General features: G+C 50.8%; 15 protein-coding genes and 1 tRNA gene. 6 read left to right on the forward strand and 10 right to left on the reverse strand.

Annotation, left to right across the window (positions count from 1 at the left end; all coding sequences use genetic code 11):
* The first annotated feature begins 3 nt into the window (after positions 1-3).
* Together ACHZA1_RS11070 and ACHZA1_RS11075 are read left to right on the forward strand one after the other, a co-directional pair.
* Positions 4-1,035 carry an asparaginase gene (locus ACHZA1_RS11070; RefSeq protein ID WP_320051946.1) on the forward strand — a complete coding sequence of 344 codons (1,032 nt, stop codon included), beginning with the start codon at positions 4-6 and terminating at the stop codon, positions 1,033-1,035.
* 43 nt (positions 1,036-1,078) lie between these two features.
* A tRNA-Ser gene (locus ACHZA1_RS11075) sits at positions 1,079-1,166 on the forward strand.
* Positions 1,167-1,614: 448 nt separating this feature from the next.
* On the opposite strand, the gene ACHZA1_RS11080 is transcribed toward ACHZA1_RS11075, so the two are convergent.
* The 4 genes from ACHZA1_RS11080 to ACHZA1_RS11095 form a co-directional block, all read right to left on the reverse strand.
* The gene (locus ACHZA1_RS11080) at positions 1,615-4,923 is read right to left on the reverse strand and encodes a S41 family peptidase (RefSeq protein ID WP_320051947.1); all 3,309 of its coding nucleotides are present in this window, start codon (positions 4,921-4,923) and stop codon (positions 1,615-1,617) included.
* A 70-nt stretch (positions 4,924-4,993) separates the two neighbouring features.
* Positions 4,994-8,242 carry a S41 family peptidase gene (locus ACHZA1_RS11085; RefSeq protein ID WP_320051948.1) on the reverse strand — a complete coding sequence of 1,083 codons (3,249 nt, stop codon included), beginning with the start codon at positions 8,240-8,242 and terminating at the stop codon, positions 4,994-4,996.
* Positions 8,243-8,383: 141 nt separating this feature from the next.
* The gene (locus ACHZA1_RS11090) at positions 8,384-8,728 is read right to left on the reverse strand and encodes a carboxymuconolactone decarboxylase family protein (protein WP_320051949.1); all 345 of its coding nucleotides are present in this window, start codon (positions 8,726-8,728) and stop codon (positions 8,384-8,386) included.
* A 129-nt stretch (positions 8,729-8,857) separates the two neighbouring features.
* Positions 8,858-9,313, reverse strand: a complete 456-nt coding sequence (locus tag ACHZA1_RS11095; protein WP_320051950.1) for a hypothetical protein — start codon at positions 9,311-9,313, stop codon at positions 8,858-8,860.
* Between the two features lie 132 nt (positions 9,314-9,445).
* Between ACHZA1_RS11095 and ACHZA1_RS11100 the strand changes: the two genes are divergently transcribed.
* The gene (locus tag ACHZA1_RS11100; RefSeq protein WP_320051951.1) at positions 9,446-10,426 is read left to right on the forward strand and encodes a Gfo/Idh/MocA family oxidoreductase; all 981 of its coding nucleotides are present in this window, start codon (positions 9,446-9,448) and stop codon (positions 10,424-10,426) included.
* 490 nt (positions 10,427-10,916) lie between these two features.
* Here ACHZA1_RS11100 and ACHZA1_RS11105 read toward each other — a convergent pair whose 3' ends face one another.
* Both ACHZA1_RS11105 and ACHZA1_RS11110 read right to left on the reverse strand, forming a co-directional pair.
* Positions 10,917-12,164, reverse strand: coding sequence for an Nramp family divalent metal transporter (locus tag ACHZA1_RS11105; protein WP_320051952.1), 1,248 nt, complete (start codon positions 12,162-12,164; stop codon positions 10,917-10,919).
* A 21-nt stretch (positions 12,165-12,185) separates the two neighbouring features.
* Complete coding sequence (locus ACHZA1_RS11110; protein WP_320051953.1) at positions 12,186-13,460, reverse strand: magnesium transporter MgtE N-terminal domain-containing protein; 1,275 nt, start codon at positions 13,458-13,460, stop codon at positions 12,186-12,188.
* Positions 13,461-13,735: 275 nt separating this feature from the next.
* Between ACHZA1_RS11110 and ACHZA1_RS11115 the strand changes: the two genes are divergently transcribed.
* Complete coding sequence (locus ACHZA1_RS11115) at positions 13,736-14,860, forward strand: RsmB/NOP family class I SAM-dependent RNA methyltransferase (RefSeq protein WP_320051954.1); 1,125 nt, start codon at positions 13,736-13,738, stop codon at positions 14,858-14,860.
* 99 nt (positions 14,861-14,959) lie between these two features.
* On the opposite strand, the gene ACHZA1_RS11120 is transcribed toward ACHZA1_RS11115, so the two are convergent.
* Entirely contained in the window at positions 14,960-15,859 is a 900-nt protein-coding gene (locus tag ACHZA1_RS11120; protein WP_320051955.1) for a class I SAM-dependent methyltransferase, read from the reverse strand.
* A 195-nt stretch (positions 15,860-16,054) separates the two neighbouring features.
* On the opposite strand from ACHZA1_RS11120, the gene ACHZA1_RS11125 reads away from it, so the two are divergent.
* Both ACHZA1_RS11125 and ACHZA1_RS11130 read left to right on the forward strand, forming a co-directional pair.
* A complete protein-coding gene (locus ACHZA1_RS11125) occupies positions 16,055-18,145 on the forward strand; it encodes a hypothetical protein (protein WP_320051956.1) in 2,091 nt (696 codons plus the stop codon).
* A gap of 27 nt (positions 18,146-18,172) precedes the next feature.
* Positions 18,173-18,676, forward strand: a complete 504-nt coding sequence (locus ACHZA1_RS11130; RefSeq protein ID WP_320051957.1) for a GNAT family N-acetyltransferase — start codon at positions 18,173-18,175, stop codon at positions 18,674-18,676.
* A gap of 112 nt (positions 18,677-18,788) precedes the next feature.
* Here the strand turns inward: ACHZA1_RS11130 and ACHZA1_RS11135 are convergent, their stop codons facing one another.
* Genes ACHZA1_RS11135 through ACHZA1_RS11145 form a run of 3 tightly spaced genes read right to left on the reverse strand, consistent with a single transcriptional unit; the run spans position 18,789 to position 20,013 of the window.
* Positions 18,789-19,211, reverse strand: coding sequence for a protein-export chaperone SecB (locus tag ACHZA1_RS11135; protein ID WP_320051958.1), 423 nt, complete (start codon positions 19,209-19,211; stop codon positions 18,789-18,791).
* Between the two features lie 11 nt (positions 19,212-19,222).
* A complete protein-coding gene (locus ACHZA1_RS11140) occupies positions 19,223-19,606 on the reverse strand; it encodes a hypothetical protein (RefSeq protein WP_320051959.1) in 384 nt (127 codons plus the stop codon).
* Positions 19,606-20,013 carry a HEPN domain-containing protein gene (locus ACHZA1_RS11145; RefSeq protein ID WP_320051960.1) on the reverse strand — a complete coding sequence of 136 codons (408 nt, stop codon included), beginning with the start codon at positions 20,011-20,013 and terminating at the stop codon, positions 19,606-19,608. The genes ACHZA1_RS11140 and ACHZA1_RS11145 overlap by 1 nt, the downstream gene beginning before the upstream one ends.
* Positions 20,014-20,026: the final 13 nt, after the last annotated feature.

A 20,026-nucleotide genomic window follows, 5' to 3' on the forward strand; every position in this document is an offset into this window, starting at 1 on the left:
GCGATGAAAGGCACAGCCATACTTGTAATTTATACAGGTGGAACGATTGGTATGAAGCGCGATCTTGAAACCGGATCGCTCGTCCCATTTAACTTTAAGCAGATACAGGAAGAGGTTCCTGAGCTGAGCAAGTTCCACTTTACGATTAACACCATATCGTACGATCCCCCGGTCGATTCCTCGAATATTCAGCCCGAGTTCTGGCAGAGCATCGCCGAAATCATCAAGGCAAACTACAAGAAGTACGATGGCTTTGTGATCCTGCACGGAACCGACACCATGTCGTACACGGCATCGGCGCTCAGCTTCATGATCCAGAACCTCACCAAGCCCATTATCCTCACCGGAAGCCAACTGCCCATCGGCGAGATCCGAACCGATGGTAGGGAGAACCTGCTCTCGGCCGTTGAGGTGGCGGCGGCCTACATGGAGGGCAAGCCGCTCATCCCCGAGGTGTGCGTGCTGTTTAACAACCACCTCTACCGGGGCAACCGCACCTTTAAGTACAACGCGCATACCTTTAACGCATTTCGGAGCGAGAACTATCCGGCGCTGGCGGTGGCCGGCATCGACGTTCAGTACCATCTTCCCTACGTGCGGCAGGTCGATTTTAGCCAGCCCGTACGGTTTAACACCAAGCTGGATGCCAACGTGGCATCGCTAGCGCTATTCCCCGGCATCAGCCAGAGCGTGGTGCATGCGGTGCTCAACATCAAGGGCGTGAAGGGGGTGGTGCTCGAGACATTTGGCTCGGGGAATGCGCCTACCTACCCCTGGTTCCTAGACGAACTCGATGCTGCCATAAAGCGCGGGCTGGTGGTGGTTAACGTAAGCCAGTGCCGTGGCGGGTCGGTAAACATGGAGAGCTACGAAACCGGCGTGCTGCTGAAGAAGATGGGCGTGATTACCGGGTACGACATAACCTTCGAGGCGGCGGTGGTTAAGTTGATGTTCCTGTTCGGGCAAAGCTATACGGTGGATGAGGTAAAGCGACAATTTGAGTGCTCGCTGGCCGGAGAGATGGAGGTTAGCTAGGATATTTGAAATTTTTTTCACTATTTTGCACCGCAGAAATCAAGGAGAGATGGCCGAGTGGTCGAAGGCGCACGCCTGGAAAGTGTGTAACCGCCAAAAGTGGTTCAAGGGTTCGAATCCCTTTCTCTCCGCCCCCAAGAAGCGGCTACCAACCCAATGGCAGCCGCTTCTTCTTTTGTGCCCTGTGCATGCTGGCGGTATGAGCCCTCCGCCTATGCTCGACGCATTTACAAGATGCGCCAGCCTCGTGGGCTTATTCTACGGCTAGCGGGGAACAAAGAATTACACGCAGATAGAAAACGTCGGTATAGTACCCCGCTTCGCTGACAACGCACCATACCTCGCTGACAATTTACCCGTCTTGTTAGCAATCTACCATGCCTCGCTGACAATTTAGCCGCTTCGTTAACAATCTACCGTATCTCGCTGACAACATACCATACCTCGCTGATAATAACAATAGCCCCACTAGCAACCTATAGATGCATCTATCGCACCCAAAGATGTCTTCGTCTAACAGAGTAAACAAGAAGGGCCGGTATTGCTACCAGCCCTTTGTCAATTTAATAGACCTGCTACCTACCAAGTCTTCGACTTGTTGGCATCAATATCCTTAAGCAGTTCCTTTACGGCTTCCTCGATCTGCTGGTCGCGGCCGGCATCGAGGATGGTGGACTGGTTGGCCACCTTGTAGTCGGGCTCGAGCTGGGTATTCTCCAGGAAGTTGCCCTCCTTGGTGCGGTACCCGATGATTGGAATGCCGTAGGTGATGGTACGATCCTGCATGTTCTCCCACCAAACGCTGGTCATGGTTCCGGGAACGGGCATGCCTACCAGCTTGCCGATGTTCATGTGCTTGTACACCCAAGGGGTTCCGTGCGCGTTGGAGTAGTTGGCCTCGCCGATGAGCATGATGGATGCCTTGGTCCAGCGCTTGGTTGGCTGAAGGCCCACGTACTGCCCGCGGGGAACCTGCTCGAGGTACTTGGTGCCGCTGAACAGCGCCTCGATGTCCTCGTGCATGCGGCCACCGCCGTTGAAGCGGGTGTCGATTACGATGCCTTCCTTGTTGTTGTAGCGGCCGAAGACGTCGGAGAAGGTGGTGCGGAAGCTTTCGTCGGCCATCGAGCGGATGTGCACGTAGCCTAGGCGGCCACCCGACAGCTTTTCGACTTCGGCGCGGCGGTTTTCCACCCAGCGGTTGTACATCAGCTCGTTTTCGGCGCTGGCGCTGATGGGCTTAACCACCTCGTCCCAGCTACTGCCCTTATCATCCTTAAAGGTAAGCATGGTGCGCTTGCCGGCCTTCTTGTTTAGAAGCGGATAGTAGTCTTCTCCGGCCTTAACGGGGCTGCCGTCGATGGCAACCAGCAGCGATCCGGCCTTAACCTTCGACGATTCGCGGTCGAATGGGCCGTCCTTGATCACCTCCGCTACCTTGGCGCCCTCGCCGGTGTAGGCCACATCCATCAGCAGGCCAAGGCGGGCGGTGGCGTCGGCATTCTCGAGCGATGGGCGGTAGCTTCCGCCGGTGTGCGAGGCGTTCAGCTCGCCGAGCAGCTCGCTGAGCAGCTGGGCAAAGTCGTAGTTGTTGTCGATGTAGGGGAGGAATCGCTCGTAGTTGGCCTTGTAGTACTCCCAGTCGCAGCCATGGAGGTCGGTACGGTAGAACTTGCTCTTCACGGTTTTGTACACGTGCTCGAACATGTAGGCACGCTCGGCGGCGTGATCGATCTCCTCGTCAGCAGCAAAGGAAACCGACTTCTTGCTGCCGCTGGCAATCTCTATTTTGGTGATGCCGCTCGATGCGATCACGAAAAGGTTCTTGGCCTCCTTGTCGAGCGCCAGCGAGCCGCCTTTACCGTTGAGCTTCTGCACCAGCTTGGTTTCGTTCTTGCGGAGCTCGTTGACCCAGAGGTCGTACCCACCCTCGAATGCGGCAAGGTAGTACAGCTTTTCGCCATCGGGGGTAATCACGTAGTCCGAAAGGTCGGACGAGTTGATGGTAAGACGCTCGATGCGGTCTTCGATACCGTTAAGTTCCAGCTTGATGTCCTTACCTTCGGGCTTGGCCTCCTTCTTGGTGGAGTCGGCAGCAGCCTTTTCGTCCTTCTTGGCAGGCTTCTTCTTATCGTCCTTTTTCTCCTTCTTGGCATCTGCCACCTTCTTCTCGGCATCCTTCTTCATCTTCTCCTGCTCCTTAATCAGGTCGAGATCTTCCTGCGAGAGCTTCGACTTGTCGAAGGCGGCCTTGTTGGTGAAGATGCCCATTATGTCGCGCTGCGAGCCCCACGAGCCGTGCGCCCTCATGCCAAAGCGGTCGGAGGTGAAGAGGATGATATCGCCACCCATCATCCACTTGGGGCCATCCTGCATGTAGCCCGATAGGGTGATGTTCTTAATCTCGCCGCCCTTGCTGCTCACAATGCCGATATCGTTGTAGCCTTGGCGCAGCTTATCGATGTAGGCCAGGGTAATCCACTTGCCGTCGGGCGACCAGCCAAAGTCGATGTCGCCATCGGAGTAGGAGAAGTTCTTGCTGCCATCGGTAATCTGGCGGATGGCCTTTGTCTTTGTATCGATAACCTTGATTTTGGTTCTATCGCTTAGGAAGGCCACCTCGTTGCCCTTTGGCGCGAATACGGGCTGGAAGGTCTCATCGGGGCTATCCAGTAGGGTTTCCTCCTTGATGGATGAGGCTGCAAAGAAGTAGGGCTCCTCGGCCTTTGCGATGGAGGCTGTGTAGAGGTTCCAGCTGCCGTTGCGGAATCCGGCGTACACTAGCGTGCGGCCATCGGGGCTAAACGATGGGCTACGCTCCTGGCTGGGGGTGTTGGTGATGCGACGGGTGGTACCGTACTCTACTGATGTAACGTAGATGTCGCCACGTACCACAATGGCGAGCTCCTTGCCGTTGGGCGATAGGGCTGCACCCGAGAGGCCGCTACGGGCGGTCTGCTTCTCCACCTGATTGTCGCCATCGTTAACAATGGTCACCTTCACCTTTTCGGGCTTGCCGCCTTGGGCAAGGGTGTAAAGCTCGCCGTTTTGGCTAAAGGCAAGCGTGTTGTTCTTAGATATGGATAGAAAGCGAACGGGATCTTTGGTAAACGAGGTTACCTGCGAGATGCCTTTTGGGTTGGCTACGTCCATCTTCCAAACGTTGAACGAGCCAGCGTTCTCCGATAGGTAGTAGAGCGTCTTCTCGTCGGCGGTAAGCACCGGGTTACGATCTTCGGCCCCTTCGACGGTTAGCTGGGTGAAGGTGTTGGTAGGGATGTTCCACTTCCAGATGTCGCGGGCAACCGACGAGGTGTGGTGCTTGCGGAAAGCGTTCTCCTGCCCCTTGATGTCGTTGTAGAAAACGGTCTTGGCATCCTTGGTGTAGAAGTGGTTCTCGCCAGCGGCGCTGGTGAGCAGCGCTGGTCGTCCACCGCTAACCGATACCGAGTAGGTTTCCGTTAGGTATCCTGCAGGAAACTGCTGGTTGGTTGCTGGCTTTTGGATGGATGCCGTAAATACGACATGCTTGCCATCGGGGGTAAAGGTTTGCACGTACTCGTTGGCCGAGTTGGTGGTGAGTCGGGTAGGGGTACCGCCTTCGGCAGGTACGGTGTAAACGTCGAAGTTACCGTTACGGTCGGAGCTAAAGGCGATGGTTTTGCCATCGGGGCTCCAAGCGGGCATGTAGTCGTAGGCAGGGTTGGTGGTTACGGCTTGCGCCCTTCCTCCTGCCGCTGGAACGGTGTAGATATCGCCCTTATAGGTAAAGGCGATAGTCTTGCCATCGGGTGAGATGGAGGGGTAGCGCAGCCACAGTGGGGATTCTTGGGCCTGTGCCGCGCTGAATCCTAGAAATGCTGCAATTGCAATTAAAAACTTTTTCATCTATGGGGTGAATTAAACCTAACAGGTTTTCGAAGCCTGTTAGGTTTTTAAGTACTACTTATACTACTTCTTACTTCTTCAGCAGCTCCTTTACGGCTCTTTCGAGCTGTGGATCGATGCCGTTGGCTACATCTTCGGGGGTGAAGTCTACCTCGATGTCGGGCTGTAGGGTGTGGTTTTCGAGGAAGTTCCCGTTCATGTCGCGAACTCCTACTTGGGGAACGCCAATGGTAAGGGTTCTGTCCTGTAGGTTCTCCCACCATACGGCTGTCATGGTGCCGGCAACAGGCTTACCTATTAGCTTGCCAATCTTAAGCGTCTTGTAGGTAAAGGGGAAGCCGTGAGCGTCGGAGTAGTTACCCTCTGAAGCTAGCACTACCGATGGCTTTGCCCATTGGGATAGCGGTTCGGCAGCGATGTATTGGCCCTTAGGGGCAAACTCGGCGTACTTTTTACCGCTAAGTAGAATGGCTAGGTCGTTGTGCAGCCATCCGCCACCGTTGAAGCGGGTGTCTACGATTAGGGCTTCCTTGTTGCGGAACTTTCCAAGGGTTTTGGAGTAGGTTTCGCGGAAGCTTTCGCTATTCATGCCTCTTACGTGTACGTAACCAATTCTACCGTTGGAGATGGAATCGACGTAGGCTTCCTGGCGTTCAACGTAGCGATCGTAAAGGAGGTTGTTTTCAGTACCCTTGCTGATAGGTTTAACGATCTCTTCCCAGCGTTGGCCTGTCTTTGGGTTGAGGAGGCCAACAACAGTGGCTTTTCCGGCCTTGCGGTTAAGCATTGGGTAGTAATCGGCACCAGCCTTAATGGTATCGGCATCAATAGCGGTGATTACGATGCCTGGTGCAACCTTGGTTTTGCCGTTTTCAAAGGGGCCTTTCTTGATAACTTCGGCTACCATAAGACCATCGCCGCTGTAGCTATCGTTGTAGATAAGTCCAAGCGTTGCGGTTTGGTCGGCACCTGATGATGGAGCAGGAGTGTACCTTCCTCCGGTGTGCGAACCGTTAAGCTCGCCAAGCATTTCGCTTAGGAGTTCGGCAAAGTCGTAGTTATTGTTGATGTAGGGGAGGAACTTGGCATACTCCTGGTGGTAGTAGTTCCAGTCTACGTTATGGAGCTTAGGATCGTAGAACTTCTTCTCGACAAGGTGGTAGGCATGGTCGAGCAGGTACTTTCTTTCGGCTGGATAGTCGAGAGTTTTTGGTGCCTTGTAGCTGATGGTCGTCCTCTTATTCGACGAGATCTCGAGCTTGTTAAGGGTGTTGCCAGAGGTGAAGAAGAGGTTCTTCCCGTCCTTGTCTATTACCAGGTTGCCGTTGTAGCCATCGAGCTTCATTACCAGTTTGGTGCTGTTTTCCTTCAGGTCGTTAACCCAGAGGTCGAATCCTTTCTCGAAGCTGCACAGGTAGTATAGCTTATCGCCATCGGGGGTAAGCACGGCATCGGATATGTTCGACGAGTTGATGGTAAGGCGGGTGGTGCGGCTCTCTAGGTCGTTGAGGTCAATCTCAAGAGGGGCTATCTTATCGGTAGAGTCCTTCTTGGCCTCGTCCTTTTTCGCGTCATCCTTCTTTGTTTCGTCTTTTTTATCCTTTTTGGTAAGTTTCTCGGCTTCTTTTTGAATATCCAGCTCCTCCTTGGTCATCTTAAAGGTATCCCAAGCCTTCTTGGTGAAGAACATGCCGTACACGTCGCCTTCCGATCCCCAGCTGCCGTGGCTGCGGTAGCCGTCCCTATCGGTAATCCAGATCATCGATTGGCCTTTCATCATCCATTTTGGGTTGCTATCGCTGTAGCCGCTGTTGGTGAGGTTGGTGACAGTACCTGTGCCATCGGCTTTTACGAGGCCGATATCTTCTTTATTCCATCCTCCTGCTTCGAAGTACTTAACAAGGAACCATTTGCTGTCGGGCGACCAGCAGTAGTCTTGGTCGCCATCCTGGTACGAGTAGTTGTACTTGGCATCGAGCACATCGCGGATCTTCTTGCTCTTTAGGTTGATGACGCTTAGGGTAGTTCTGTCCTTTAGGAAGGCTACCTCTTTGCCGTCAGGCGAGTAGGAGGGTTGGAAGGCGTCTTCTGGAATGGTAACTAGGCTCTCTTCCTTTACGGCTGTTGAGGTGGCAAAGAATGGCTCGTCCTTTTTTACCATGGTAGCGGTAAATACCTGCCACTTGCCGTTGCGTTCGCCGGCGTAAACAAGGCTGCGTCCATCGGGGCTAAAGCTTACGTTGCGCTCCTGTTCTGGGGTGTTGGTAATTCGTTTGGTGGTGCCGTACTCTACAGAGGCAACGTACACATCGCCACGTAGAATAAAGGCGGCCTCTTTACCATTGGGGGAAACGGACATTTCGCTGGCACCGTTGGTAAGGTCGTTGTTTATGAGGGTGTTTTCTACCTGATCGTTAACGATGGAGATGGCGACCTTTTCGGGTTTGCCACCTTCTTTATAGGTGTAGATTTCGCCACCATAGCCAAAAGCGAAGATGTTGCTATTTGATTTGGTGAGGAAACGAACTGGATTCTTCTTGAAGAAGGTTAGCTGCTCTACCTTTGTTGGGTTGTCGATGCTGGTTTTAACCACGTTGAAGTCGCCAAACTGCTCGCTGAGGTAGTATAGCGTTTTGGAGTCGTCGCCAAAGATTGGCGTACGATCTTCGCCTCCGAAGGTGGAAATCTTGGTGTGCTTTTTTGCTTGGGTATCGTACACCCAGATGTCGCGGGTGACTGGTGATACGTGGTGCTTACGCATAGGATCCTCGTAGCCCTTATAGTCGTGGTAGGCCATTAGCTTACCGCTCTTGTCGAATGAAGGATCTTCGGCTGGAATGGTTAGCACCTGATGGGGACGACCGCCATCTACCGAAACGGCGTATACCTCGCGCAAGGTACCGTAGGGGAATTGGCGGCTGTTTGCCTTATCCATGATTTGGGCAAGGAAAAGGATCTCTTTACCATCGGGGGTAAACGTTCTTGGCTGTTCGGCAACCGAATTGGTGGTAATACGCTTTGGTGTACCACCTTCGGCGGGCATGGTAAAGATATCGAAGTTGCCATAGCGGTCGCTGGCAAAGGCGATGGTCTTTCCATCGGGGCTCCAGATTGGCATGTAGTCGTAGGCAGGATTGGTGGTTAGCTGCAAAGCACGACCTCCCGATGTTGGTACGGTGTAGATGTCGCCCTTGTAGGTAAAGGCGATGGTTCTCCCATCTGGAGAAATTGAAGGATAGCGCATCCAAAGCGGAGCGCTATCGTTTGCCGCTGCCGCAAACGACATAAGAAGCAGCAAGGCCGAAAGAAGCTTTTTCATTTGGTAATGGTTTATGGCCAACGATGAGCTGTTGCCCGCAAGGCATGGGCATATCGCCAGCTTGTAGTACTTTAATACAGGTATTGCAAAGTATAGACGTAGCCTATTGGCTAAGGTTACAGGGAATATTTATTTTGGATACTATTCCTCCTGTAGAGCCTCCCAGTATTCGAGGGCTCGGCGGGTGTGGGGGATTACAATGGTTCCACCAACGAGGTTGGCCACCGAGAATGCCTCCATTATCTGGTCGGTATTCAAACCTAATTCGTAGCAGGTTTCTAGGTGATACTTCACGCAGTCGTCGCAGCGAAGAACCATAGAAGCCACTAGCCCCATCAACTCCTTCTCGCGGGTAGACAGGGCACCTTCCTGGTAGGTGTTGGTGTCGATGTTGTAGATTCGTTTAATAACAAGATTATTCTTCGATAGAATCTTCTCATTCATCTTTTCGCGGTACTCCCTGAATTCTTTAACCTTTGGGTTCATCTTCTAAAGCATTATAATGTTGAAAAGGCAATACAAAGCACAAGGTTAGACACATCGACGGGTGGATAATTGTTCCCGATGTGGTGCAAAACCGTTTTATCGTGTTAAAGATTGCGCTTTTATTTGGCATTAATGCTCTTCGACACGAATATCTCTTTTTACCAACTCGTGCTTGAACTGCAGCAGTACGGCCTTTTCGAGGCGTACGCGGAGCTTTACGGTATTGCCATCGTGCGTTTCGAACTCGGCATCTGGGGAAGAAGAGAACAAGCAGGGTATTCTGGTGAAATGGTTCTTGAATCGGACAACGCGAATTGTGTCGGAGGAGATTGACGCCATGCTAGGGCTATGCCTATCCTTTATAATCTTCTGGATTGCTAGTATGGCAGCTCCGAAAAGCAGCAGATAGAGCACTAGCACCTCAAGGTTTTGGGGTAGGTAGAGATATATTTGAACAGAAAAGTACACTACAAAAAGGGTGAATAGTGCAAGAAATACTCGATGGATTAGGTTTACCTTGGTTCCCTCAACAATGGTTCGGTTTAGGAGCATTAGCTCCAATCCTTTAAAGGAAAAAGTTTGCATAAATGTTTTGTTTAATAGCTATATCCTATAGGTAGAATTTGTGCAAATATATAAAGGGTTGGGCATTTTTATTCTATATTGGTATCAGTTTTTTCGGAAATAATAAATTTCAACTCTAACTTATAATACCTTATGGACATCGTACGATGGGGAATAATTGGATGCGGAGATGTGTGCGAGGTGAAAAGTGGACCCGCTTTTTACAAGAGCGAACATTCGGAGCTGGTGGCGGTTATGCGACGCGATGCGGCAAAGGCCAAAGATTTTGCCCAAAGGCATCATGTTGCACAATGGTACACCAGCGCGGAGGAGCTGCTAGCCAATAGCCAAATAGATGCTGTTTACATTGCTACGCCTCCAAGCATGCACTGCGCGTACACCTTGATGGCCCTTAAGGCGGATAAGGCTGTGTACGTAGAAAAGCCCATGGCGCTTACCTATAGCGAATGCATGGAGATGGTTAACGCTGCCAAGGAGGTCGGAAAGCCGTTGTTTGTGGCCCACTACCGTCGAGCGCTGCCCTACTTTGTAAAGGTTAAGGAGCTGGTGGAATGCGGTGCCGTAGGAAAACCACTTACCGTTAGGGTTGAGCAGCTAAGGGTGGCTTCGGAAAGCGATATCAGACTCCAAAAACATACTTGGCGAATAAATCCCGAGGTGGCAGGCGGTGGATACCTTTATGATTTAGCTCCTCACACCATAGATATCCTAGACTTTATTCTTGGTCGGATTGCTGATGTACATGGCTTTGCGGTGAACCTTGGCAAACTCTATTCTGCCGAGGATACCGTGGCTGCCTCCTTCCTTTTCGAGAGCGGCGTGCTTGGAACGGCCTCGTGGAGCTTTGTGGCTGCACCCCAAGCGGCGGTTGACAGCATAGAGATTGTTGGAACTAGGGGAAAGATTACCTTTTCCACCTTCGAGTTTACGCCAATCGTGCTGCAAAATGGCGATGGATTGCAAACCTTCGACTTCGAGAAGCCGCAGCACATACAGCAGCCCCTAATACAAACCATTGTTGATGAACTTTTAGGTAAAGGAGAATGCCCATCTAAAGGCGAAGTGGCAGCAAGGCCTAGCTGGTTTTTCGACAAGATCTTTGGGCGGATATAGGTAGAGGCTTCTGCATGACTTTTTACCCTAATCAGGCTGACTTGTGCTTATTTGCCTATTTCGGTAGGGCTGGCCAAGGAAGCGTAGCCTATTAACGCCATCACCACTTGGACAATGCTTCCAATATAGCAGCGGTGAGGGCTGAAGCATCTATTCCTTAAACTTTCTACATCTTTTTTGTTGTAGAAAGTTCCTTTTCTGGTTCAGAAAGAGTTTTTTCTACGCAAGAAACATCCTTTTCTTCGCTGGCAAAGGCCTTTTCTTTGCAGTCAAAAGCCTTTTCTTGGCTGGCAAAGGCCTTTGCTAGGCTAAAAAGAACTTTTTCTACCGCAGAAACAACCTTGTTTGAACTAGAAATAGGGGCGTTTGGCGTAAAGAGATGTGTTTCCCGAAGGGAGAGGAACTAGGGTAGGCGGGTAAGCCTTAAATCGTAAAAGCCCACGGGCATTGCTGCCGTGGGCTTTCCGTTAGATTTTTGTAGCGTAGCCGTTTACCTGAAAAGAGGCAGCAGCAGCAGGGTAACCGATAGGCCAACTAGCAGGGTAACCGACCCCCAGCCGATAATGTTGGCCGTTGGCTTGTTCACGTAGCGTCCCATAATGCGCTTGTTGTTTACGATTAGCATCATGCAGATTAAAACTACCGGCAAAAGAAGGCCATTGGCCACCTGCGACCATAGGGATATGAGGATAAGCGGTGCATTGGGCAAAAGAATAATCCCTGCCGAAATAACCAGTATCCCGGTGTACAGGATGTAGAACTCTCGGGCCTCGTCCCACTTCTTATCGATGCCGGCCTCGAAGCCAAACGCCTCGCATACGTAGAAGGCGGTAGCCAACGGAAGAATGGTTGCCGAGAATATCGAGGCGATGAATAGTCCGAATGCGAATACCTGTCCTGCAAACTCCCCTGCCAGCGGCTTTAGCGCCATGGCGGCATCTTTTGCCTCGTTGATGGCAATACCCTTGGGGTGAAGCGTCGATCCGCAGGCAACAATAATGAAGAAGGCTACCACAACGGTTGCAATGCAGCCCACCACAATATCAATAATGGAGTACTTGTAGTTTTTCATCTTCAGCCCCTTCTCAATAACCGATGACTGCATGTAGAACTGCATCCAGGGGGCAATGGTGGTGCCTATAATTCCGATGGTTAGGGCAATGCTTTGCTCGTTAATGGGAAGGTTGGGATGAACAATGGCCGTTCCAATCTCGCCCCAATGTGGATGGCCCATAAGTGCCGAAACGATGTAAACCAAAAGCGATACGCTAAAGAGGAGGAAAATTCTTTCGGCAAACTTGTAGTTGCCCTTAACAACGAGCAGCCATACCAAAACGCCCACAATGGGAACGGATATGTACTTGCTGACCCCAAATATTTCCAAGCTCCCAGCAACCCCCGCAAACTCGGTAGTGGTGTTGCCGATATCGGCTATTAGCAGCCCAACAAAGATGAAGAAGGTAATCTTTACGCCTGCGTTTTCGCGGATAAGGTCGGCAAGCCCCTTGCCCGTTACAATTCCCATGCGGGCATTCATCTCCTGTATCACAATAAGAACGATAAATGCCGGAATGAGCGTCCACAGCATGTTGTACCCGTATAAGGCGCCGGCCACCGAGTAGGTGGTGATGCCACCCGCATCGTTGTCTACGCTGCCGGTAATAATGCCTGGCCCCAGAATGGCAAGGAATAGCGCAATCTTTCCCAAGATGCTCTTTCTATCTTTCCAATTAATCATTATCTCCGCGGTTTTTCGATTTTAAAGCGTTCTTCTCTTTCCTACAAGGTCCTCAACAACGTCGTCGATAACCACCATTCCCTCCAGCTGGTCGTCTTCGTTGGTTACCGGAATCGAGAGTAGGTTGTACTTGGATACGATCTCGGCAAGCGAGTCTATCTTCTCGGTGTCGTACACGCTGATGGGGTCGCACTTCATAACATCCTTAAGCAGCATGTCTGGCTGCGATACAATTAAATCGCGAAGCGATACGGTTGCAACTAGGCGCTCTTTGGCATCAACAACAAAAATATTGTAGAGCATGTCCATCTCGGGTTTTGTTTCGCGGATCTGATCGAGCACGGTGTTGATGCTAACATCTGGGGTAAACGAAAGCACCTCGGTGGTCATAAAGCTGCCAACCGAGTTGTCGGGGTACTCCAGCAGCTCGCGAACCTCCTCCGACGATTCCGTTTCCATCTCCTTCAGCAGCAGCTCGGCCTTGTCGGCCTCCAGCTCGTCGAGGATATCGGCAGCTTCGTTGGCCGGCATCTTTTCGAGTACGTCGGCCGCCTTTTCAACCGATAAGCTTTCGATGATGTGGATCTGCTCGTGCATCTCCAGTTCTTCGAGCACGTCTGCCGCAATCTCTTCGTCAAGTGAGGAGAAGATCGATGTTTGGGAGTCCTTCCCTAAATCTTCGATGATATCGGCAAGATCGGAGGGGTGCAGCTTGTCGAGCTTTGAGGCCGTCTTCGATAGCTTAATGTTGAAACTGGAGTTATCCACCGCCGCCACGTCGTCCATTAGGATGAAGTGGGAGGAGGTCCCAATATTGAAAATCTTTAGAATTGCGGCAACCTGCTTGACCACTCCCAAGCGGCGAAGAAGACCTTCGATGCCAACGTCAACCGCAATGGCAAAGATGGCATTCGACAAGCTCACCATTCGGATATCGTTTACGCGAACCACCTTGCGCCCGTTGAGGTCAACGATCTGCTGATCGAGGAAACCTTGACCAAGCAGCAGGGTTTCACTTGCAAAGCTGGGGTCAATTTGAGAAGCACCATCGATAAAGATCAGGTATCGCCCTTCGGCTTTTGCAACCGAGATTTCAGTGAAAGAAATGTAGAACTTTTTCCCCTTATGCTTAAGCAAAAGGGCATTCAGCTGGGGACGAAAGGGCTCGCCGTCAATCGTTGCAGCCTGGCTTAGGTCCATAACAAAGTCTACAACCTTGCCAAGGCAATTCTTATGTACGTCGAATACCTTGCATCCGACAACACGGCTAAAGTAAAAGGTGGTGATTGTGGTCACGTTACCTCCTCCTGTTTGGGCTAACAAAGAGAGGCAACGTCTCGACGTGGAGAAGGCTACCTCGCTAGGCTAGCAGGATTAATAATTAAATTCTGTATCGCAGGGCCATCGTCCATATTGGAAAATGATTTTGATTATCGGTGCAAAGGAACAAATTAATAATTTAGGGGGCGTTGCGGTTAATGTTAATAATCTTGATTTTAATCTTATTCTAATATCGGAGTTTGCCTTTGTTTTTGTTGTACTTTTGGCCCTCCATATTATCAAATGATACCATGAAGGAAAAGCAGCTGACAAACCTATTGGCCGTAGTGGTTAGGCGGGTGGCAACCGAGGATGTCTACCTCGACAGAGCCTTGCGCGATATCTTTAAGGACAAGAAGGTGGTCGATCCCAATATTCGTCGGGCGTTGAGCCTGTATGCACCATTTGTATTTCGCAGCTGGTACGCCTTGGGCGGGGGCAGCGGCGAGAGCATCATTAACATCGTAAACAAGGCGCTGGAAATACCCGCCGAGCGTATTGATGGAGGTAATGTAACCCCAGAGGCGCCAGACTTCCCCCAATGGTTTGTAGATTTAGCCAAAGATGAGGTTGGTGACAGCTGGGAGCAGGAGCTAATAGCATTTTCACAGCGACCCAAGCGGTATATCCGCACCAACACTCTACAGATATCCACCCGCGGCTTGGTTGATGAGCTGCGCCAGCAGATGGTGGTTGTACGCAATGTGCCAGAATTCCCCGATGTGTTGGAGGTTGCCGGGGGAAAGGAAATTTTCGGAACAGTTCCCTTTAAGGCAGGACTGCTGGAGGTGCAGGATATCTCGTCGCAGCAGGTTGCGCCGTTTCTTTTGAAGGATTATAAAGGATCAGGCTTGGTGGTTGACGCCTGTGCTGGTAACGGCGGCAAGTCGCTGCACATTGGTACGCTGATGGGCAATAAAGGGCGCATCATCTCAATGGATCTATACCCACAAAAGCTCGAGGAGCTAAAGCGTCGCGCCTTAAAGGCTGGTATTTCCAATGTTGAGACGAGGCTTATTGACACCACCAAGGTGGTAAAGCGTATGTACGACAAGGTCGACTTCCTTTTGCTCGATGTTCCCTGCTCGGGAACGGGAGTCTTCCGTCGAAATCCAGAGTCGAAGCTACGAATGACGCCCGAAAGCATAGAGAGCGTAAAGCAGCAACAGGCCGATATCCTCAGCCGCTACTCAAAAATGGTAAAGCCAGGAGGTGTGCTGGTGTATGCAACCTGCAGCATTTTGCACTCCGAGAATAGGGGACAGGTGGATGCATTCTTAGCAGCACGACCCGAGTTTACCCTTGAGGAAGATAGTTCAATTATGCCATCAAGTGGTGGCGACGGATTCTACATGGCCCGTTTGAGAAAGAAATAAACGGTATTGATTATATGTAGGGGCGCATAACATGCGCCCCTTTTTGTATTTTATTAGGAAGAATCCGTGTAGTCCGCGGAATCCTTTTATTATCCTTGATTAGTAGTTGGTAAAGCGGCAGAAAACGCCCAAAGGAAGTTTCTTCTCATAGCGGTCGTTGAGGTAGAGTTCGCCCATTTCGAGGTTGATATCCTTACCAAAGGTCTGGTGGATGAGCGTTTCGGCGATGATGGACGAGAAGCCCATCGAGTAGAGGTTGAGCACCAAGAATCCCTCTTTGGGGTCGAGCATCTCGCGGCAGCATTGGATCAGCTCAAGGATGTTATCCTCCAAAATCCAGCGTTCGCCATCGGGACCACGGCCGTAGGCGGGCGGGTCGAGGATGATGCCGTTGTACTTGTTGCCACGCTTCACCTCGCGGCGAACGAACTTTAGCGCATCATCAACAATCCAGCGGATGTTGTTGAGGCCGCTCAGCTCCATGTTCTCTCGGCTCCAGGTTACCACCTGCTTTACCGAATCAACATGGGTTACATCGGCTCCTGATGCCTTTGCAGCAATGGATGCGCCGCCAGTGTAGGCAAAAAGGTTGAGCACCTTAGGCTGTGGCGTCGTCATCTTCTTGACAGCTCGGTTGATGTAGTTCCAGTTTTCGCCCTGCTCGGGGAAAAGCCCAACGTGCTTAAACGAGGTAAGCCCAAGGCGCATCTTTAGCGCCATGCTTTGGTAGTGGTACTCAACCACCCACTGCTCGGGCATCCCCTTCTTCTTGATCCAAGTTCCCCGTTCGTCCTGACCGCTCTTCTGCCCCTTATCTTTCTTGAAGTAGGCGTTGGCCATGCGCTCCCATTCTGCATCGGATAGCGATTTATTCCACACCGCCTGGGGTTCGGGGCGGGCCACCACGTAGCTGCCGAAGCGCTCGAGCTTTTCGAAGTTGCCCGAGTCGATGAGCTCGTAGTCTTTCCAGCTTTGGGGTTCGAGAAGTAGCATTGTCATGGGTATATCGTTAAGCCGCAAAGGTACTATTTTGGGAGGATATTACCATTGTACGAAAACTGGTGGCGCTCTGCATGCTGGGGCTTTGAATTATAGCCATTTTTTCGCACCTTCGAATCGTTATTAGTAAGCACTTGCGCTTTGGCTTTTTCCGTAATGCCAAGGTTGCCCATATAACCTTATATAATTCTAGGAATGAGAAAATATTTTGCCACTCTAGCAATTCTACTGATTGGGAGCCCGCTATTTGCCCAGAACCTTACCCTTGGCGATCTGATAGGGCTAAGCAAGAAGGCCACCTGGGAGGAGGTTGACGGTTTTCTGAAGAAGAAGAAGTGGACCTACTCCGAAACCAGCAGTGCCGATCAGGGAAAGGTGGTTACGTGGTCGCTCCAGAAGGAGAAGGACGCCAACAAGGCCACGGCATGGCTAATGCTAACGCTACTCGACGGCAAACCCGCCAAGCTAACCTACGAATTCGGGAATCCGACAACGCTCGCAGGCATGAAAAAGGCTACGAAGGTGCTTAAGCTTAAGGAGGCTGGCTCCGAAAGCCGATCCGATGGTGCCTCAACAACCTATAAGAATCCGAGCAGCTGCATTGTGCTCAGCACCTTTACCGGGAAGCAATCGCAGCGCCTTTCCAAGACCCCATCAACCTTTTACTCGGTGGATATCTTTCAGCTGTTTGGCGCCTACGACATGGTTAACGGCGTTAAGCGCGAGAGCTACCCCAGCGGAAGCATCAAGAGCGAATGCACCCTCAAGAACGGTAAGCCCGAAGGGGTGATGAAGCAGTACTACCCCAACGGTAAGCTCAGCATCACCACCACCTACCTTGCCGGGGTTAAGAATGGTCCCGAAACCGAGTACGAAAGCGACGGAGCCCTAAAGACCGAGCGCAGCTACCAGAGCGGTATCATCAACGGTGAGGTTAAGCTCTATGCTAAGGGCAAGCTTAGCAGCGTTGGCACCTACGCCAACGGAAAGAAGGATGGCGCTTTTGTAGACTACACCCCCGAGGGTGGAATCCTGGCAAAGTACACCATGAGGAGCGACTCGCTGCACGGACGCTACATCAAGAATATTTACGATGGAGGTGCCATCAAGTACACCATCACCGGCGATTACGATAACGGCTTGCGCAACGGATACTGGGAAACGGCATCCATCGCCAACGGCGAGAAGGTGGTATTCGGCTACTGCAGCTACCTGCTTGGCGTCAAGGACGGGAAGTTCCGCGAGCAGCAGGGCGATAGCCTGATGGTAGGCTCGTACAAGGCGGGAAGGCTGGAGGGACGCTTGGATGTCTACTCCTTCGACTCGGCCGACATGGCTGCAGGTGCTCCCGATATAGCCAAGGCCAAGCAAACCGTAACCTACTCCTACAGCAACGGCATGCAGAACGGCCTCTACGAGCGCCGCGATGCCAGCGGCATGGTGGTGGCCAAGGGTAACATGGTGAACGGAAATCGCGATGGCGAGTGGACGCTTGTGGGCTCTGAGATCGACGAGCAGGGTAAGCCCTCGACGGTATTCCGCAAGGGGGCCTTCCTAAGAAATATAGAGGTGGGCGAGTGGACGGTTAGCACCGTCGACAACATCATCATAAAGCGGTACAACCACAAGAATGGGAAAGTGGAGGGGCGCATCGTGGAGTACAGCTGGAGCGGTAGGCCGCTGCGCGAGCTGCAGATCGAAAGCGATCAGCTGGTGAAGCTAAGCCTGTACGACTCGCTGGGCAAGGCCATCACCCGCATCATCGACATTGTAGGCAACACCAGCCAGGAGATGCGCTGTAGGATGGAGACCCGAACCGAGAAGGGGATCACCACCTGTGGCTACTGGCTGAACAAGGGCGGCTGCGGCGCCATCACCCCCGAAAGCTTCGAGAAGATCTTCCTGGCCAACGCCGTTAACAGCAGCGACACCACCAAGGGCGGAGCCGATGGCGAGGTGAAAACGCTGGGCAAGGATAGCAACCCGCTCTTCGAGGGTAAGTACACCCGCAACAGCAAGGTGGGCAAGTGGAAGTGGTACTACTACCAGGCCGACCTGATGGTGGTGGTGGACTATAGCAAGAAGGGAACACCCGTGGAGAGCTACCTCGACCTGCCCACGGGCAAGGTGTTCTCCGGCCACTTTATCGACACCTACGACAACGGCCAAATGAGATGCGACTTTAAGGTATACTCCGGCCTACGCGACGGCAAGTCGAAGTACTTCGATCGCGACGGCAAGGTGGTGAAGGAGGAAACCTACGCCGAGGGCATTCTTAAACGCTAGCGGGTTCTATCTTCAGATGAAATAGGAATGATACGTCAATCGAAAAAGCGAGACGCTGCTAAGCTGATGGCTGTTGTCAAGGCGGCCTCCTCCGCGATGCTGGCCAAGGGCATCGACCAGTGGGACGAGATTTATCCCAATTCTGATGTTTTAAAAGATGACATTGGCAAGGGCGAACTCTTCGTGCTCGAGGAGAATGGAGCCATTAAGGGAATGGTGGTGCTCAACGAGTTTCAGGATAAGGAGTATGCCGATGTTTGCTGGGCGCTTACCGAAGGCAGGCAGCTGGTGGTTCATCGGCTATGCGTTCACCCCGACTATCAGGGGGTGGGCGTTGGCAAGCGGCTGATGGCGTTTGCCGAGGATTATGCCCAGAGGAACGGGTACTCGTCAATCCGCCTCGATTGCTTCACCCAAAATCCCGCATCGGTAGCGCTCTACGAAAGGCTGGGGTACGCGAAGGCTGGAACCGTAACCTTTCGGAAGGGCGTTTTCTACTGCTTCGAAAAAGCGATCAGCAGCAACCCCTAGCAAGCGCTGAAATATCTGCTTAGCAAGAAAAGAATACGAGAACACCCGTCGAGCAGCATCGACGGGTGTTTTTTGTAGGTATGATGGCTAAAAAAAGAGGCGTTATGCCTCTTTATTCTTCTATAGTTCTGGACTCCTTAAGTTTTTGCCCAAACTCAGTTAAATTCATTAAAGGTAATCGTACGGGGGGAATTCCACATTGAGCAGTAATGCTCGCTATTGCGGCTCTAATGTATGGGAATAGTATGGCAGGTGCATTTGTGTAGAGGTACGATTCAAATTTTTCGTCACCTTCTACAAATGAAGTAGTGAATAAACCTACAGTAGATATTGAAATATTAAAATAGTCCTCGGCTTCTACTCTTAGAATAATGGTAAGTTCAAGTTGAGACTTGCTATTTCGTAGGACACTACTCCCCGATAGGTTCATACCCAACTCAATTTCCCCATCGAAATGTCTATTTTCAATCTTTGTTTGAACCTCATTAATGAAGAAATCGTCAAAGCGAAACGCTGATTTTTTTACATTTTCCATTTCATTCCGTTTTAAGCAGCAAGTGCGAAACATTCCTCACTATACCCATAATTAGAATCCTCCGATGCTGGAGAAAAGCATCGGGGTTGTTCTGAAGAATAGGGGATTGGTTCTATTTCATGGGAATACGAAATGATTTCACCCTGAGAAGGACAGCCTAATGGACTGTCGTATTCAATAAAGTAGAATGATTCTTCTTCTCCAATTCTATCTAGGTAGTCTTTAATGTCAAAGACAAATTCTGGATAGTCATCAAATGTTTCGAAGAGTTCGTATCCTTTAACTTCAATAATGTGGTAGGCATCTTCTGGGACAAAGTCGTACTTAAAGAGTATTGATTTATGAGTTTGAACAAACTCTTTCAACTTTGAAATGATATATTCTTTTGTGCTCATCACTCTAATGTTTTTATTAAGGTAACAACTTCTTTTGTTTTTCTTAAAACTTCTTCGCTTTCTTGCCGTGTCAATAATGCTTTATTAAAGTAATCTGCATTATTTCTTTTTTGTCGAAGTGTTTCAATTCGGATTAAAAAATCCGCTTTTTCTTTATTTAATTTTTTTGTTGAAAACTCACATAGGAGTAAGTTTATGTATTTCTCATGTAAACCTTTCCCTCCTATTTTATCTGTGATACCCTTTAATGTTTTATGATCGTAGCCTTTTACTGTATAAAAAATATTGAGCATTCGTTGTATGCAAGCGTAGTACGAACAATGAATGCTCGATGTGTAACACCCTTGAGCAATTAAATGTTCTGCTGATTTTATGTTTTCCTCAGATTTTTGTAAGAGAAAGCTCATCTTATAATCAAAC

The sequence above is a fragment of the uncultured Acetobacteroides sp. genome (assembly GCF_963667355.2).
Classification (GTDB): domain Bacteria; phylum Bacteroidota; class Bacteroidia; order Bacteroidales; family ZOR0009; genus Acetobacteroides.